Source organism: Cyanobium sp. L1E-Cus, from assembly GCF_024345755.1.
GTDB lineage: Bacteria > Cyanobacteriota > Cyanobacteriia > PCC-6307 > Cyanobiaceae > Cyanobium_A > Cyanobium_A usitatum.
This window is the reverse complement of sequence record NZ_JAGQBS010000018.1, coordinates 1-14,765: the sequence shown is the minus strand read 5'-3', so window position 1 is coordinate 14,765 and position 14,765 is coordinate 1. Positions and strand designations below refer to the sequence as shown.

At 63.1% G+C, this 14,765-nt stretch carries 17 protein-coding genes and 1 pseudogene; 10 read left to right on the top strand and 8 right to left on the bottom strand.

Annotated elements, in window-relative coordinates; genetic code table 11:
* The first annotated feature begins 2 nt into the window (after nt 1–2).
* Genes rbfA through KBZ22_RS13010 form a run of 4 tightly spaced genes read left to right on the top strand, consistent with a single transcriptional unit; the run spans nt 3 to nt 4,133 of the window.
* The gene (rbfA, locus tag KBZ22_RS13025; protein WP_255022286.1) at nt 3–395 is read left to right on the top strand and encodes a 30S ribosome-binding factor RbfA; all 393 of its coding nucleotides are present in this window, start codon (nt 3–5) and stop codon (nt 393–395) included.
* Nucleotides 385–2,034 (top strand): glycoside hydrolase family 3 N-terminal domain-containing protein, encoded by a 1,650-nt coding sequence (locus tag KBZ22_RS13020; RefSeq protein ID WP_396112121.1) that lies wholly within the window; start codon nt 385–387, stop codon nt 2,032–2,034. Before rbfA ends, KBZ22_RS13020 begins: the two co-directional genes overlap by 11 nt.
* 45 nt (nt 2,035–2,079) lie before the next feature.
* Nucleotides 2,080–3,291, top strand: coding sequence for a glycosyltransferase (locus tag KBZ22_RS13015; protein WP_255022285.1), 1,212 nt, complete (start codon nt 2,080–2,082; stop codon nt 3,289–3,291).
* 11 nt (nt 3,292–3,302) lie between these two features.
* Nucleotides 3,303–4,133 (top strand): uroporphyrinogen-III synthase, encoded by an 831-nt coding sequence (locus KBZ22_RS13010; protein WP_255022284.1) that lies wholly within the window; start codon nt 3,303–3,305, stop codon nt 4,131–4,133.
* Here KBZ22_RS13010 and KBZ22_RS13005 read toward each other — a convergent pair.
* The 3 genes from KBZ22_RS13005 to zds all read right to left on the bottom strand — a co-directional run bounded on the left by KBZ22_RS13005 (nt 4,090) and on the right by zds (nt 6,558).
* The gene (locus KBZ22_RS13005) at nt 4,090–4,326 is read right to left on the bottom strand and encodes a hypothetical protein (RefSeq protein WP_255022283.1); all 237 of its coding nucleotides are present in this window, start codon (nt 4,324–4,326) and stop codon (nt 4,090–4,092) included. The two genes, KBZ22_RS13010 and KBZ22_RS13005, sit on opposite strands and share 44 nt — an antisense overlap.
* 286 nt (nt 4,327–4,612) lie before the next feature.
* Nucleotides 4,613–5,056, bottom strand: a complete 444-nt coding sequence (locus tag KBZ22_RS13000; RefSeq protein WP_255022282.1) for an SRPBCC family protein — start codon at nt 5,054–5,056, stop codon at nt 4,613–4,615.
* Between the two features lie 8 nt (nt 5,057–5,064).
* Complete coding sequence (zds, locus tag KBZ22_RS12995; RefSeq protein ID WP_255022281.1) at nt 5,065–6,558, bottom strand: 9,9'-di-cis-zeta-carotene desaturase; 1,494 nt, start codon at nt 6,556–6,558, stop codon at nt 5,065–5,067.
* A 98-nt stretch (nt 6,559–6,656) separates the two neighbouring features.
* Between zds and KBZ22_RS12990 the strand changes: the two genes are divergently transcribed.
* The 4 genes from KBZ22_RS12990 to KBZ22_RS12975 all read left to right on the top strand — a co-directional run bounded on the left by KBZ22_RS12990 (nt 6,657) and on the right by KBZ22_RS12975 (nt 9,019).
* Nucleotides 6,657–7,067 carry an iron-sulfur cluster assembly accessory protein gene (locus KBZ22_RS12990; protein ID WP_255022280.1) on the top strand — a complete coding sequence of 137 codons (411 nt, stop codon included), beginning with the start codon at nt 6,657–6,659 and terminating at the stop codon, nt 7,065–7,067.
* An 88-nt stretch (nt 7,068–7,155) separates the two neighbouring features.
* Nucleotides 7,156–7,539, top strand: coding sequence for a hypothetical protein (locus tag KBZ22_RS12985; protein WP_255022279.1), 384 nt, complete (start codon nt 7,156–7,158; stop codon nt 7,537–7,539).
* Nucleotides 7,536–8,759, top strand: coding sequence for a lipid-A-disaccharide synthase-related protein (locus tag KBZ22_RS12980; protein ID WP_255022278.1), 1,224 nt, complete (start codon nt 7,536–7,538; stop codon nt 8,757–8,759). The genes KBZ22_RS12985 and KBZ22_RS12980 overlap by 4 nt, the downstream gene beginning before the upstream one ends.
* The gene (locus KBZ22_RS12975) at nt 8,756–9,019 is read left to right on the top strand and encodes a hypothetical protein (protein WP_254941830.1); all 264 of its coding nucleotides are present in this window, start codon (nt 8,756–8,758) and stop codon (nt 9,017–9,019) included. The genes KBZ22_RS12980 and KBZ22_RS12975 overlap by 4 nt, the downstream gene beginning before the upstream one ends.
* Here the strand turns inward: KBZ22_RS12975 and KBZ22_RS12970 are convergent.
* Complete coding sequence (locus KBZ22_RS12970; protein ID WP_255022277.1) at nt 8,976–9,911, bottom strand: TIGR01777 family oxidoreductase; 936 nt, start codon at nt 9,909–9,911, stop codon at nt 8,976–8,978. The two genes, KBZ22_RS12975 and KBZ22_RS12970, sit on opposite strands and share 44 nt — an antisense overlap.
* A gap of 91 nt (nt 9,912–10,002) precedes the next feature.
* Here KBZ22_RS12970 and ndhO point away from each other — a divergent pair, with 91 nt between their 5' ends.
* Both ndhO and KBZ22_RS14360 read left to right on the top strand, forming a co-directional pair.
* Nucleotides 10,003–10,248, top strand: coding sequence for an NAD(P)H-quinone oxidoreductase subunit O (ndhO, locus tag KBZ22_RS12965; RefSeq protein ID WP_255022276.1), 246 nt, complete (start codon nt 10,003–10,005; stop codon nt 10,246–10,248).
* Between the two features lie 17 nt (nt 10,249–10,265).
* The gene (locus KBZ22_RS14360; protein WP_255022275.1) at nt 10,266–11,570 is read left to right on the top strand and encodes an O-antigen ligase family protein; all 1,305 of its coding nucleotides are present in this window, start codon (nt 10,266–10,268) and stop codon (nt 11,568–11,570) included.
* A 6-nt stretch (nt 11,571–11,576) separates the two neighbouring features.
* On the opposite strand, the gene KBZ22_RS12955 is transcribed toward KBZ22_RS14360, so the two are convergent.
* From KBZ22_RS12955 to KBZ22_RS12940, 4 genes and pseudogenes are all read right to left on the bottom strand, one after another.
* Nucleotides 11,577–12,227 carry a J domain-containing protein gene (locus tag KBZ22_RS12955; protein WP_254960825.1) on the bottom strand — a complete coding sequence of 217 codons (651 nt, stop codon included), beginning with the start codon at nt 12,225–12,227 and terminating at the stop codon, nt 11,577–11,579.
* Nucleotides 12,228–12,454: 227 nt separating this feature from the next.
* The gene (locus tag KBZ22_RS12950; RefSeq protein ID WP_255022274.1) at nt 12,455–14,014 is read right to left on the bottom strand and encodes an iron uptake porin; all 1,560 of its coding nucleotides are present in this window, start codon (nt 14,012–14,014) and stop codon (nt 12,455–12,457) included.
* A gap of 199 nt (nt 14,015–14,213) precedes the next feature.
* Nucleotides 14,214–14,351: a hypothetical protein gene (locus KBZ22_RS12945; RefSeq protein ID WP_254960823.1), complete on the bottom strand. Its 138-nt coding sequence runs from the start codon at nt 14,349–14,351 to the stop codon at nt 14,214–14,216.
* A gap of 92 nt (nt 14,352–14,443) precedes the next feature.
* A pseudogene (locus KBZ22_RS12940) lies at nt 14,444–14,765 on the bottom strand (photosystem II D2 protein (photosystem q(a) protein)); the annotation flags it as partial.

Genomic DNA, 14,765 nt, shown 5'->3' with positions numbered 1-14,765 from the left:
CCATGGCACAGAGCCGACGGGTGGAGCGGGTGGCCTCCCTGATCCGCCGCGAAATTAGTGAGCTGCTGATTGGCGGCATCAAGGACGAGCGGGTCAACCAGGGGATGGTGAGCGTCACCACAGTTGAAGTGGCCGGCGATCTGCAGCACTGCAAAATTTTTGTGAGCGTCTTCGGCAGCGACTCCGACAAGGAGCAAGCCATGGCAGGCCTGCATTCGGCTAGCGCCTTCGTGAAGGGTGAGCTGAGCCGGCGGCTGAAGATGCGGCGCACCCCTGAGGTGGTGTTTGTGCTCGATCGAGGCATCGAAAAGGGCACCACAGTGCTGGGGCTGCTCAATCGCCTAGAAGACGAGCGGCAGGAGAAGGGCGAACCCGCCGAAGCCAGTGATCTCTGAACCAAGCGCGACCCAAACCGTCGGTCCAGCCCTGCTGCGCCTGATCCACCAGCTGATCGTGGTGCGCGGCAGCGGCAAACTCGCCGACCACCAACGCGGCTACCCCCGCTGGGAGCTGCCTAACAACAAGCTCCGCAGCCTGCTGGAGGCTGGCGTGGGCGGCGTGATCCTGCTTGGCGGCAGCGCCGCCGAGGTGGCCCTGCGCTGCACCCAGCTGCGCCGCTGGGCCGGTCAGCCGCTGCTGCTCTGCGCCGATGTGGAGGAGGGAGTGGGCCAGCGTTTCGACGGCGCCACCTGGCTGGTGCCACCCCTAGCCCTGGGGCGCCTCTACGGACGCGAGCCCCAACAGGCGCTTGAGCTAGCCGAACGCTACGGGCAGTGCACGGGCCGAGATGCCCGGGGCCTGGGGCTCAACTGGGTGCTGGGGCCGGTGTGCGATGTCAACAACAACCCGGCCAACCCGGTAATCAATGTGCGGGCCTGGGGGGAAGATCCAGCCACAGCCGGGGCGCTGGCAGCGGCCTTTGTACGGGGCGTGCAGGCAGCTGGGGTGCTCGGCTGCGCCAAACACTTCCCAGGCCACGGCGACACCAGCAGCGATTCCCACATCACCTTGCCCCTGCTGCCCCACAGCCGCGAGCGGCTGGCGGCGATCGAGCTACCGCCATTTCAACAGGCGATCGCTGCTGGAGTGGCCTCGGTGATGACCGCCCACCTGATGCTGCCGGAGCTTGATCAAGAGCGGCCAGCCACCCTGTCCAAGCCGGTGCTTACCGGGCTGCTGCGCCAGCAGCTGGGCTTCGGTGGGTTGATCGTGACCGATGCCCTGGTGATGGACGCGATCACCGGGCGCTACGGCGCCGGGGAGGCGGCCGTGCTGGCCCTGGAAGCCGGGGCCGATCTGGTCTTGATGCCCGCCGATGCGGATGCCGCCATCGCCGCCATCGCTGAAGCGGTGGCCAGCGGCCGGCTCAATGTTGAGCAGCTGGAAGCCAGTGCCGAGCGCCGCCTTCAGGCCCTGGAGCGCTGCGCTGGGCCTGAAGCGGCCTTGGCCGTTGCCGATCCAGAGGCGGCCGCCCAACCCAACCAGGTCCTGGCCCTGGAGCTGGTGCGGGCCACCATGGAGACGGCGGGCAGCAGCGGCGCCGCCACCCCCCAGGCCGGCATCAATCTGATCAGGCTCGACTCGGCCTTGGCCGCAGCCGCTGCAGTGCTAACTGCCACTGCTCCAGCCTTGGCTCGGCCCGAATCCCGCGGCTGGCGCACCCTGCTGCTGGAGGGCCGCAGCCCCAGCCCTTGGGGCACCGACACCGACGCCCCGCTCGCCATGGAGCGGCTCGGCCCTGGGCCCGTGCTGCTGCAGTTGTTTGTGCGGGGCAATCCCTTCCGAGGCAGCGCCGGCAGCGCCGAGCCCTGGCCTGCGGCACTGCGTCAATTAGCAAAAGCCGAAAGACTGGCGGGGCTGGTGGTGTATGGCAGCCCCTACCTCTGGGAGGAGCTGCGCCCACTGCTGCCGCCGGGCATCCCTGGCGTCTATAGCCCCGGCCAGATGCCCCTGGCGCAGGCCGAAGCTCTCCAAAGACTGGGCAGTGGACTGGGGCTGGGAGACACTGAAGCGGGCGCTGGCTTCACCGACTGAGCCGGAGCCAAGCTGCCTGTTTCCAGCCCCGTCCCCATCCGGCCCATGCTCAGTCTCTCGATGATCGTGCGCAACGAAGCCGAGCGGCTGGAGCGCTGCCTGGCCTCGGTGGCGGGCTTCGTCGATGAGATGGTGCTGCTGGACACCGGCTCCAGCGATGCCACCATCGCCATCGCCAAGAGCTGCGGTGCGGTGGTGCACCAGCTGCCCTGGCCAGGGGATTTCGCGCCGGCCCGCAATGAGGCCCTGGGGCACGTGAAAGGCGACTGGGTGCTGGTTCTCGATGCCGACGAGTGGCTGCTGCCAGAAGCCCGCCAGCCGCTCCAAGCCCTGATGGTCGAGCCAGACCTGCTGCTGATCAACCTGCTGCGGCAGGAGCTGGGGGCGGCCCAGTCGCCTTACTCAAATGTGAGCCGCCTGTTTCGCCGCCATCCAGCCATCCACTGGAGCCGGCCCTACCACTCGATGGTGGATGACAGCGTGCTGGCCCTGCTGGAAAAGGAGCCCCACTGGCATCTGGCGGATTGCGCTGTGCCTGCCTTGGCCCACGATGGCTACCGCAGTGATCTGCTGGCCAGCGGCGCCAAGGCGAAACGGCTGCGCCAGGCCATGGAGGCCGACCTGGCCGCCCACCCAGGAGATCCCTACGCCTGCGCCAAGCTCGGCAGCCTGGAGGTGAGCGAGGGCAACCGCGAACGCGGCATCGCCTTGCTGCAGCAGGGATTGGCCCGGTGCCCAGCCAGCCGCCACCCCGAGCGCTACGAGCTGCTGCTGCACCTGGCGATCGCCCTGGGCAGCAGCGACCCAAAGCACGCCTGCCAGCTATACCGCCAGGCCCTGGAGCTACCCCTGCCGCCGCGGCTCACCCTGGCGGCCCGGCTGAATCTGGCCGCCCTGCTGCAAGAGCCCGGCACCACGAGCCAGGGCGCCCTGGAAGAGGCCTGCGAATTGTGCCGCCAGGCCTGCGCAGCAGCGCCCGAACTGGCACTCGGCTGGCTGCACCTGGGGATTAGCGAGCGGCGACGCGGCCAGCTGCCGGCGGCAATCGCGGCCTACCGCTCAGCCCTGGAGCGCGATCCAAGCCTGGCCGCCGCCCAGCAAAACTTGGCCGTTGCCCTGCTGCTCAGCGGTGATGTGCCAGGGGCCCGCAGCGGCTTCCGCCAGGCGATCGCCCTGCTGGAGCAGCAAAACCGGCAAAGCGAAGCGGAAGCACTGCGGCAACAGGCGGGCAGCATGGTCAAGCTGGATGACCAGTGATCCCCCTGGCCATGGCTTCTGACTCCTATCTGAGCGGCCGCAGCATCGCCGTGACCAGGGCCGAAACCCAGCTAGGTGAAGCCCGTCGCCTGTTTAAAGCCGCTGGCGCCACGGTGGTAGACCTACCTGCCTTGGTGGTGACCCCACCAGATGAATGGGGGCCCCTCGACGATGCCCTAGCCGAACTCGATGATTTCCACTGGCTGGTTTTTTCCAGTGGCAACGGCGTTGAGGCTGTGGAGCAGCGGCTGCGCCGCATCGGCCGCTCCCTGGCACGGCGGCCCAGCCACCTGAAGATCGCTGCGGTAGGCCGCAAAACCGCGGCGCAGCTCGAATCGTTGGGATCGCCCGCCGACTTCATCCCGCCCAGCTTTGTGGCCGACAGCCTGCTGGAGCACTTTCCCGTCTCGGGTTGGGGGCTGCGCCTTTTACTGCCCCGGGTGCAGAGCGGCGGCCGCACCCTGCTAGCGGATGCCTTCGCCGCTGCTGGTGTCCGGGTGGTTGAAGTTGCCGCCTACGAAACCGGCTGTCCAGAGGGTTTACCCAGCGCTGCGGTGGCCGCCTTAGAGCAACGGCGCCTCGACGCAATCACCTTCAGCAGCGGCAAAACCGTGAGCCACACCTGCCAGCTGCTGAAAGGGGCTTTCGGGCCCAGCTGGAGCAGCCAGCTGGAGGGGGTGGCCGTGGTTTCAATCGGACCCCAAACCAGCGAGCGCTGCCGGCAGCTACTCGGCCGCGTCGATGCTGAAGCCGATCCCCATGACCTGAGCGGACTGGTGGAGGCCTGCGGCCGCAGCCTCAGATCTCGGCCGTCACCGCCTGCTTGCCCTGACGCAGGGTGAGGCGACCATTTTCAACATCGATGCTGGCCACGCTCCAACCCGCCGGCAGTAGGGGTGTGGTTCGGTAGTCCGTGGTTCTGTAGTCCGTGGTGCTGCCGCCTCTCTGACCGACCCGCAAGGTGCCGCTCTCCGCACCGAACTGCACCAGAGCCTCCGGGGTGCCGCCGGAGCGAATCACGCCGTTGAAGATCAAGCCAGGGGGGAGGCGGAGAAGTATCGGCCGGGCAGAGGAAGCTGTTGCGGGAGTCGCCAGGGGCGCAAATGGATCAACACGCCCTGACGAAACGGAAGCCACCACCTGGTTGGAGCTGGGCAGGGGTGTCAGCCCCGCCAAGGGAGCCGGTGCCCCAACAGGCGCTGGTGCTGGGGGTGCCGGCTGCGACTTAGGCGGCGGGGTTGCCTGGCTGGAGGCCTGCGGGGGCTTCTCCCCAGAGCACGAGGCCAGCAGCAGGGCTGCAGCGATTGCAGAGCCGAGGAACTTAGGGGTTGCGGGATTCAACGAGATCACGGAATCGGTCAAGGTTGGCCTGAAGCTCCTTGGTCACAATTCCCCCCAGGATGCTTGGTTCCATCAATGGTGCCAAGACCCCGGGCAGTTCATAGCTGACGCTCAGCTTGACCGCCGTGAGCTCGGGCGCCTGGGAATAGAAGCGCACCGCACCCTTAGTAGGCAGGCCTCCCACCGACTCCCAGTGCAGTTGCTGGGCCTCAACCCGCTGGCTGATACGGGCTTTCCAATGGAAGCGGAAGCCTTGCGCCGCCAGGGTCCAATCGGTGAGATCGGGATCGCCCGGCTCGGTTACAACCGACTCGATCCAGCGCATCCACTGGGGCATCGCCTCCAAGTCACTCCATACCTCCCACACCTGATCCACCGAGGCCCGGATCTCTGTGGTGACGCTGTGCTCAAGCCAACGGCCCATGGAATCTCCTATGAAACAGAGGTGTTGGTGGCCAGCGCAGCCTGGCTTCCCAGGATCGCAGCTGCGGCTAAGCGCCCACTCATGGTGGCGCCTTCCATCGAATCGATGTAATCCTGCTTGGTGTAACTACCGGCCAGATAAAAATTGGCTATTGGCGTGGCTTGCTCTGGTCGGTAGGGCTCCATGCCTGGAGCCTCGCGGTAAAGGGACTGGGCCAGCTTCACCACGTTGCTCCACACCAGCTTCAGGCCCGCGGCCGAAGGGAACAGGCTTCGCACCTGGGCGTCGGTGTGGGCCACGATATCTTCGGTTTTCTTGGGAATCCAGGGATCACCTGGGGTGAGCACGCACTGGAGCAAGGAGCCCTGCCCCTGCTTGCGGTAATCCTCGGGACTAGCCAGGGCCAGATCGGCGAAGCAGCTGAAGTCAGCGTCGGCGGTGTAAAGCAAGTTGTCGAGGCCAGCGGGGCTGCTGAGATCGGCTCGGGCGGCGGTGGCGGCGGCGCCATCACCGAGCTCGGTTACCCAGCCGTCATAACGGAGCTGCACGGTGGCCACCGGCACCGCGTCGAGCTTGTAAATGTTGTCGAATAGGGGCCAGCGGCGCCAGGCTTGGGGCAGCATTCGCTGAATACCAGGCACATCACAAGCGGCCAGATAGGTTTCTGCGACTACGGAGACATCGCCCTCAGGGGTGCCGAGAGTGAGGCTGCTCACCCGGGTAGCGGGCTGGCCATCGACGCCAGCTGCCCCCTCCTCGAAATGCACCTCCGTAACCCGGTGGCGCAGATGCAGCCGGCCGCCGCGCTGCTGGATGTAGTCGAGAATCGGGCCCGTGAGCCAGCGGTGGGGCGAGCCTTTGAGCAGGTTGAGCTTGGAGGCCTCGGTTTTGGAGGCAAACATCATGAAGATCGTGAGCATGCAGCGGGCCGAGATCGCCTCGCAATCAATGAAGCCCAGGGCATAGGCGATCGGATTCCACATCCGCTTAATGCTCTGCTCACTGCCGCCATGGCCCACAAACCACTCCTGGAAGCTGATCCGATCCAGGGCGCGGATCGTCTTCATGGCCCCCTCGTAGTCCACCAAGCCGCGCACGATCGGGCTGGTGCCTAGGGCCAGGGCATTGCGCAGCTTGTCGATCCAGTCGAGCTGGGGAGTGGTGAAGAAGGCCTTCAAGCCGTTGAAGGGAGCGCCAAGGGCAAAGCGAAAGTCGAGCTCCCGCAGATCGCCGCCAGTATTCACAAACAGGTGGGTGTGGTCCTTGGGCAGCAGGTTGTCGATCGCCCCCACCTTGCGCATCAGGGCGAAGAGGTTGGCGTAGTTGAAAAAGAACACATGCAGCCCCATCTCAATGTGGTTGCCGCCCTCATCCACCCAGCTGCCCACCTTGCCGCCCAGAAACGGCCGGGCCTCGTAGAGATCCACCTGGTGGCCGGCATCCACCAGATCCACCGCCGCAGATAAACCGGCCAGTCCCGCTCCCACGATGGCGACCTGCACCCTTTCAACCCTCAGTAGTGCGCTGACTCTATGGAGACACTCCGCCAGGCAGCGAACGGGGAGCCTCCATACAGTGGTTGCAACTGGCGTAGATCTTGATGAGTACCGAAACTGTCACTGCTATTGCAGCCCAGGCCCAACCCACCTTCACCGCCAAAGACGGGAAGGGGATCCTGATCACCGAACCGGCCATGAAGCAGCTGGGGGCTCTGATGAACCAGCAGGGCGAGGCCAAGGTGTTGAGGGTGGGCGTGCGCTCCGGGGGCTGCAGCGGCATGAGCTACACGATGGACTTCATCGATGCCAGCGCGATCCAGGGCGATGACGAGCACTACACCTACGAACCCGCCGATGCTCCCAGTTTCGCGGTGGTGTGCGATCCCAAGAGCCTGCTCTACATCTACGGAATGCAGCTGGATTTTTCCAGTGCCCTAATCGGCGGCGGCTTCAACTTCACCAACCCCAATGCCAGCCAGACCTGCGGCTGCGGCAGCTCGTTTGCGGTGTAATGCCCATCGGGTGGCAATCTGAGCAGATGACCAGGCAAGCCGCCTCCCTATGACCTCAGCAGACGTACCGTCCCTGTTCGAGCAGGCCATGCAGCGCTACCAGGAGGGAGTGGCACCGGCTGAATTGATCGATAGCTTCATCGCTATCACCGAGCAGTCCCCCAACCAGTCGGCGGGATGGACCTGCCTGGCTTGGCTGCAGCTGCTCGATGAGCAGCCCCAAGCAGCCCTGCGCTCCGCCAAAACCGCCGTGCGCCTTAACCCCCAGGACCCCCAGGCCCGCATCAACCTGAGCCTGGCCATGCTGGAAACGGGCGCCAAAGGGGTCCGCGAACACGTCGAAATTGTGCAGCGGGTAATGGCAATGGCGCCGGAGATGACTGGCGACCTGCAGAAGTCGATCGCCGATGGCCTAGTGCGCAAACCAGGCTGGAAGGCCATGGAGAAGCTGAAGGCCTGGCTGGCGGGTTGAAACCGGTTCTGCTACTCAGCAACGGCCACGGGGAAGACCTCAGTGGTGCCCTCGTAGCTGCCGAGCTGATGCAGCGGGGCATTCCGGTTGAGGCTCTGCCCTTGGTGGGTCACGGCAGCCCCTATCGCCAGCGGGGCGTGCCGGTGCTGGGCCGCACCCGCAGCTGCAGCACGGGCGGCCTCGGCTACACCAGCCTGCGCGGACGGCTCAGCGAGCTGCTGGAAGGCCAGATGGGCCATGTGCTCGGCCGGCTATTGCTCCTGCGCCGCCGCCGCCGCCACTACGGCCTGGTGGTGGCCGTGGGCGATGTGCTCGCGGTACTGGGGAGCTGGCTCTCGGGCCTGCCCAGCGCCGTTTATCTAGTGGCTTACTCCAGCCACTACGAAGGCCGCCTGCGCCTGCCCTGGCCCTGCGGCTGGCTGCTGAACCAAGCAAGCATCAAAGCCATCTGGAGCCGCGATTCCCTCACCGCCAGCGACCTCAGCCAGCAACTGAACCGTGCCGTGGTCTTCCTCGGCAATCCCTTCCTCGACGTGGTGAGCGCCGCCACAAGCGAATCACTGCCACTGCCGGCGTTGCAATTGGAGCTGGCGCTGGTGCCAGGCAGCCGCCTGCCGGAAGCGGCGCGCAATTTCGCTCTGATGCTGCGGGTGCTGGCCCTGCTGCCCGAGGAATGGGCGCGCAGCCACCCCCTGCGGCTACGCGCCGCCCTGGTGTCCGAGCTCGACGGCAGTCGCGTTGCCAAGCTGGCCGGCCCCCTGGGCTGGCGGCTCGAAGCAAGCGACCGGCTGGGGCGCGGCCCCCTGGCAGTTGAACTTGGCTGGGGCCAGTTTGGGGAGATCTTGGCCTCCTCCCAGCTGGTGCTGTGCATGGCTGGCACCGCCGCCGAACAGGCCGTGGGGCTAGGCAAGCCAGTGCTGCAGCTGGTGGGACAGGGCCCCCAATTCACAGCGGGCTTTGCTGAAGCCCAGCGCCGCTTGCTTGGCCCAGGCGTGCACTGCGCCCCCGGCAGCAGCGGCAGTGATGCAACCCTGAGGGCCAGTGCCCTGCTAGCCCAAGGCCTGCTGGAGCAGCAAAGCGATCACAAGCAAGGACCAGCCCTACGCCAGTCCCTAGCCTCCATTGGCCTGGAGCGAATCGGCGCTCCCGGCGGCAGCCAGGCGATGGCAGCGGCGATTATGGCAATGCTGTGCCCTAATCAGGCCTCTGAGCTGCCATGACCACACCTACCCCTCCAGGCTTGCTGCAGCAACTCAAGGGATCGATGGACACCCTGCTGGTGGTGGATGTGTTTGTGGTGATTGCCGGGGCAATTTGGTTTGCGGTGGCCGTAACCCTGCACAGCCAACACATCGAAGCCCCCCTGGAGTTGTTTCAGCGGCTGTGGGAACCGCTTTTTACCCCGGCAATTGGCTTGTTGATGGGAGCTGCCCTGCTCAGCGGGGTGCTGGGTTGGTGGCAGCGGCGAGGGCAGCGCTGAGCTGGGGATACTGAAAAGTGAATCCCTGGGCCAGTAAGCGCTCGGGCAGCACCTGCTGGCCCTCAAGCACCACCTGGGCCCCGTCGCCAAGCAGCAGCTGCAGGATCGGCCCCGGCACGGGCAGCAGGCTGGGGCGCCCTAGGGCCTTGCCTAAGGCACTGGCGAACAGGCCCATGGTGGTGGCTTCCGGGCTAACGGCGTTGTAGACGCCGCTGTAGGCGCCATCCTCAAGAGCCGTAGCGATCAGGCGACAGAGATCGTGGCGATGAATCCAGCTCATCCACTGGCGTCCGGTACCGACCGGCCCACCGAAACCCAAACGGAAGATGGGCATCATCTTGCCGAGGGCACCACCATCGGGGCCCAGCACGATGCCTATGCGCAGCTTCACCAGCCGGCAAGCAGCTGGAACCTGATCAGCGGCCGCTTCCCAGCGCTGGCAGATCTCGGCCAGAAAATCGCTCCCGGCTGGACTGGTCTCGATGAAGCGCGTCTGCGTACTGGAGCCGTAGAAGCCCACGGCTGAACCATTAACCAACACTGCGGGGGGCTGCTCCAGCCGCGCCAAGGCAGCCACCAGCAGCTCAGTTGTGCGAACGCGGCTTTGCAGCAACAGCTGACAGTGGCCAGGGGTCCAACGACGCTCAGCGATCGGCTCACCGGCGAGGTTCACGACACCCTCCGCCTCAGAGAGGGCCCTATCGAGGCCGTTATCAGCCCAACTGGCCGCATCGGCCGGATCTAGGCGTATGCAGGCCAGTCTCTTACCGACCAGAGCCGGAAAGGGCTGGGACTGACGGCTCACGAGGGTTAGCTCATGGCCTAGCTCGAGCAGAAAAGGCACCAGCTCGCGACCTACAAACCCCGAACAACCCAGCAGCAGCAGCCGCATTTCAGACCTAACAGCTTGAGGGAGGCTAGGCGGTTGCAATTGGGAGGGGCTGCCCAGAGCGCCTTAGCCTGAGCCAACAAACAAATTCACCATGGCTGACGCCGCCCCAGCACCAGTAGCCCAGACGCCCTTAAAGAAGGGCAGCCTGGTGCGGGTCAATAGAGCTGCTTACAGCGGCAGCATGGAAGCCAACGCGAGCGATGCACTGCCGGGCTACTTGATTGAAGGTCCTGGCGAAATTCTTGCTATCAAGGGCGACTATGCCCAGCTGCGCTGGCGAAGGCCGGTGCCGGATGTGTGGCTGCGGCTGGATCAGCTGGAGGCCTTTCCTGCTTGAACAGACTTTCCAGCTTTGTGACCTTTGGCACCCTTGGTAGAGCGTTGACTCTGACCAATCTTTGCCGGTTGTTTGCGCTCCTGATGGTGGCCTGGCAGCCCTTCCCGGGGGAATACCGGGTGCCGTTGGTGGGGTCAGCCCTACTGGGCTTAGCCCTTACCTGGCGCGGCGAATGGCGAGCGGTTGCTGAACCTGCCAAACGGCTGGGTTTGCTGCTGCTGTGTTTGCTGATTCCAGGGTTGCTATCAATTCCCACATCACTAGCTCCTAGCAAAAGCTGGGGTGAAATCGCCTCAGTTGTATTGGTTGGGCTGGCCGGCCTGAGCGTGCTCTACGGGCTCCGCCGCCAGCAAGATCACAGCTGGCTGCAGACTGGTCTAGTGATAGTGATTGCCGCTTGGATCGGCGATGGCCTACTGCAAGCTCTCACCGGCGCAGATGTATTTGGGATCACGCCAAAAGCGGAGGGGATGATTAATGGGCCGTTCACTACCAACGGCATTTTTGGCATAATCGTGGCAGCAATGACCCCACTGGTGCTGTGGGAGCCTCTAAAACAACGACATCGCTGGGCCATTGCCCTACTAAGTGGAATTGTAATAACGGTGATTCTCTCAGGTCAGCGTAATAATCTTCTACTACTGGCTGTTGGCCTGATTGCGCTATCAACTCTGTGGAGTAGGCGCACCCGCCTGATTGGCGCAGCGGCTTTAGTGGCAATCGTGGTTGCTGTGTATCCATTTGCCCCAACCCTGCAACAACGGTCGAACTGGATGATCTCCTCCGGAAGCGAAATGGTCGCCTCACTTCAGGAGCTACGCGAAAATCCAAGCGATGCCAAATCAAGCAAGCGACTGTTTAATTCTTTAAACCGCTTCACCTCCGACAGAGCTTTTCTTATTGACGCAGGGCTGAAAATGATTCAAGATCGCCCCCTTACCGGAGTTGGCATCAATGCATTCCGCCCTGCCTACCCGCTATACGCCCAGCTCACTCCCCATGGCCATCGAGACAAGCCCACCCATGCCCACAACATTTACCTAGAATTAACAGCCGAAACAGGGTTAATTGGCCTTGGCGGCCTCCTGCTAGCAATAGCACTTGGCTGGCGCTGGTTTGCGCTGGCGTGCCACGAAAGACAAAGAATGGCAGCACCCTATGCAGCCACATTATTAGTAATGCTTTTCCCATTAACAACCCACACCGTTTTATTTGCAGCGTTTTACTTCTGCCTCCTGATAATGGCACTAGGAGGCTTTTTAGCGGCCCTCTTTTCTCCAGAGGCAGTCATTGCCGCGCAAATTGAACCTACGCCAAGTTAAATCAGCTCAACCAGCCAGCTCCCGCCGCTGGGACTGCAATGACTGACGGCGCAGTCGAGCCTGCTTGAGAAGCTCCCTACCGTCGTGCAGATATGAATCCACGTATCCCATGGTGTAGCGCTCCAGTTCAGTGAGAGCGTCCTTCACCAAGCTGAGGCAGTGATAAAGATCAAGGGCAAATGCTTGTCCCCCTGGTGGACATACCTGAGAGCGGTAGATCAACTCAACCTTGTCGATGCGGGCCTGGCCCTGCTCGAGAAAGGCACAGAATGACTCCATCAAGGTGTCGTCGTAGGGATCTGCGGAAAGGGCCTTGAGCTGGGCTGGGAATGGGTTGATCACTTGAGCCAGAAGCCGATCAATAGGCGCATACACCTGCTGCAACCACTGCTGCAACACGGCATCAGTGGCAGCGCTGCGTGTGGACTGAGCACGGGCCCGCTTCACGGAAAAGCTGGCGCCAGCAGGATCTAAAGAGGTGGGCGCTGTGAGGTCGTGGCGGCGGCGGCGATCGGCATCGCGTAATACCTCCCAGGCTGCATTTAGGGCCAGGATTGTGCGGTCATCGCCGCCAGCATCCGGGTGGTGCTGCTTCACCAGGGCACGGTAGGCGGCCTTGATTTCAGCGCCGCTGGCAGTGGGTGAAACACCCAGCACGCGATAAGGATCGGCAGTGGGTTCAGCAGCAGCCAGGGCGAGGCCTCCGCAAGCAAAGGAATTGTTGATGACTTTAGGAACTCAAGCCCCACTGCCTGCGGATATCGCTGCGGCTGCCCAACAAAAAACCCCGGGGTGAGCCGGGGTTGATCGAGGTGTGTGTTGAGAAGTGGAGAACGAAAGGACCGGAAATGTGTGAGGAATCCGGCCCAGTTGTGTTCTGAGGATCAGAACTTGAAGGTGGTCTTCAGCAGTGCGCCGAAGCTGTCGTCCGTAGTACGGGCGCTGTAGTCGAAACCGCCGTTCTCGATCCAGAAGATCGCGGGGGTGACGCTGATGTTGTCGGTGACCTGGAACTTGTACCAGACTTCCAGACCGAACTGATTGACGTCGGTGTTGTTCTCGCCCAGGCCGATGCCGAAGGCGTTGCCCTTGATGATCGCATCAGCCCACTGCAGGCCAACCATCCAGGACCAGGTGTCGTCGGAGGAGTTAGAACCGTTGTACTGGCTGGCACCAACGCCTGCACTGATCGAAGGCAACCAACCAGCCTGCTCAGGCTGCCAATAGGCGCTGAAGCCGTAGTTGTTGGTACCGTTGACGTTGTAGACGTTGACCTCGGTGGGGAAAGCTGTGATCCCACCAAGAATGGAGGCAGCTTCGGTGTAGTTGTAAGCGAAAGCAGCACCCCAGTTTTTGGCTGCGTAACCAACCTGAACTGTGGTGGTGCTGCCATCACCTAGACCACCACCAGTAGTAACTCCGTTAACAACGGTGTTCTGTTGGTAGCTGTAGGGAGCCGCGTACTCGTTTGAGACGTAGCTGACGCTCAGGCTGAAGCCTTCCTTCTCGTACCAGATACCGGCACCGGCACCTAGGTTGAGGTTGTAAGCACCGTTGGCACCGGCCAGGGTGAAGCGATCCAGAATGGAGTCAGTGGGATAGACGCTGGGCCACATGGCCAGCATGTCGTCCTGACGCACCTTCGCACCAAAGGTACCGGTGAAGTTTTCGCCGATGGGGAACTGGTAGAAGAGGCGGTCGATGCTGACCACATCAGAGCCAGCTTCCTCTTGGAAGGCGGTTTCCAGCAGAGCGGAGCCGTTGGCACCGAACACGGAGCCACCGAAGTTACCGGAGCGCAGGGTGGTGCGCAGCAGGTCCTTACCGGTGAAGCTCGTGTCGAGAATCAGGCGGACGTCGTAATTGAAGGCGACCTTCTCAGCTTGCTGGCCGCTGACGATGGTGGCAGCTTGCTGAAGCGTGTTATTGGCGTTGACAGTAACGGGAGCAAAAGCACCCACGTAACCGTTGGAAGCGCCGCCGATGGTGAAGGTGGCGATACCCTTCAGCTTGGTGGTGGTGGAGAACTGGTTAGCTTCCAGTTCGCCCACTTTGGCCTCGAGGCCGTCAACGCGACCCTTGAGGATGGCGAGTTCCTTCTCGAACTCGGCCATCAGCTTCTTGAGCTCGTCGGTCACTTCGGTGACGCGGTCGAGACAAGCGTTGAGCAGAGCAGCTGCTTCGAAGCGGGTCATGGCCCGGGCGCCCTTGTAGGTGCCGTCGGGGTAACCAGCGACGCAGCCGTAGCGCTCGATCAGGTTGGACAGAGCCTGGTAAGCCCAGTCTGTGGGCTTGACGTCAGAGAACTGGGAGATGCTGGTGACTTGCTCCTCGGAGGCGTACTTGTTGACGCCGTCCAAGTTGAGCTCAGCTGCGGTAGCGGCCACGGGGGCCAGCAGACCAAGGGCTGCAGGTGCAACCAGGAGTTGCTTAAAGAGTTTCATGGGTTCCTCACACGAGATGGCGCAATGCGCCGAACACATAATCACCCCGTATCACAACATCAGCACCTGGCCCTGTGCCACTGCGCACAATGACACGCGCTCCCAAAAACGATGCCCCCGACGGGCACGGGGCTCGTCGGGGGCTCTCGCCGGGTCCGCTATGGCGCGGAACCGTTTGATCAGGAATCAGGCGCCGAAATCAGCCGGCGTTCTCCGCGATCAGCAGACCCTGGGTGAAACAACTGGAACTCACGGGCACCTCCTCCTCTGGGGATTGGAGCCAGCCGGCGATGCATTCGGCAGGATCAGCACCCGAAGGTCCAGATCTTTGCCACATCACTGCTGACAGAACTCGCGAAATTTAGCCAATAAAAAAGCGCCCCCGTGGGGGCGCTGAGGGTGATTTCGGATATCAAAACCAAGCTTCGATCAAAGAGCGTTGCCGCGGGGCAGAACTTCTTCAGGGAAGACGAAGTTTTCATGCGGCTGGTCAGCCGGTGCCATCCAGGCACGCAGACCTTCATTCAGCAAGATGTTCTTGGTGTAGAAGGTTTCAAATTCAGGGTCCTCAGCAGCGCGGATCTCCTGTGACACGAAGTCATAGGCGCGCAAGTTGAGGGCCAAGCCGATGATGCCGATGCTGCTGGTCCAAAGACCCATCACCGGCACAAACAGCATGAAGAAGTGCAGCCAGCGCTTGTTGGAGAAGGCGATCCCGAAGATCTGGCTCCAGAAGCGGTTGGCGGTGACC

Coding starts and splice junctions, on each gene's coding strand:
- KBZ22_RS12950 (WP_255022274.1), bottom strand. CDS start 14,014: ATGAAACTCTTTAAGCAACTCCTGGTTGCACCTGCAGCCCTTGGTCTG.
- KBZ22_RS13010 (WP_255022284.1), top strand. CDS start 3,303: ATGGCTTCTGACTCCTATCTGAGCGGCCGCAGCATCGCCGTGACCAGG.
- KBZ22_RS12945 (WP_254960823.1), bottom strand. CDS start 14,351: ATGTGGCAAAGATCTGGACCTTCGGGTGCTGATCCTGCCGAATGCATC.
- KBZ22_RS12990 (WP_255022280.1), top strand. CDS start 6,657: ATGAGTACCGAAACTGTCACTGCTATTGCAGCCCAGGCCCAACCCACC.
- KBZ22_RS12970 (WP_255022277.1), bottom strand. CDS start 9,911: ATGCGGCTGCTGCTGCTGGGTTGTTCGGGGTTTGTAGGTCGCGAGCTG.
- rbfA (WP_255022286.1), top strand. CDS start 3: ATGGCACAGAGCCGACGGGTGGAGCGGGTGGCCTCCCTGATCCGCCGC.
- KBZ22_RS12975 (WP_254941830.1), top strand. CDS start 8,756: ATGACCACACCTACCCCTCCAGGCTTGCTGCAGCAACTCAAGGGATCG.
- ndhO (WP_255022276.1), top strand. CDS start 10,003: ATGGCTGACGCCGCCCCAGCACCAGTAGCCCAGACGCCCTTAAAGAAG.
- KBZ22_RS13015 (WP_255022285.1), top strand. CDS start 2,080: ATGCTCAGTCTCTCGATGATCGTGCGCAACGAAGCCGAGCGGCTGGAG.
- KBZ22_RS13000 (WP_255022282.1), bottom strand. CDS start 5,056: ATGGGCCGTTGGCTTGAGCACAGCGTCACCACAGAGATCCGGGCCTCG.
- KBZ22_RS12985 (WP_255022279.1), top strand. CDS start 7,156: ATGCAGCGCTACCAGGAGGGAGTGGCACCGGCTGAATTGATCGATAGC.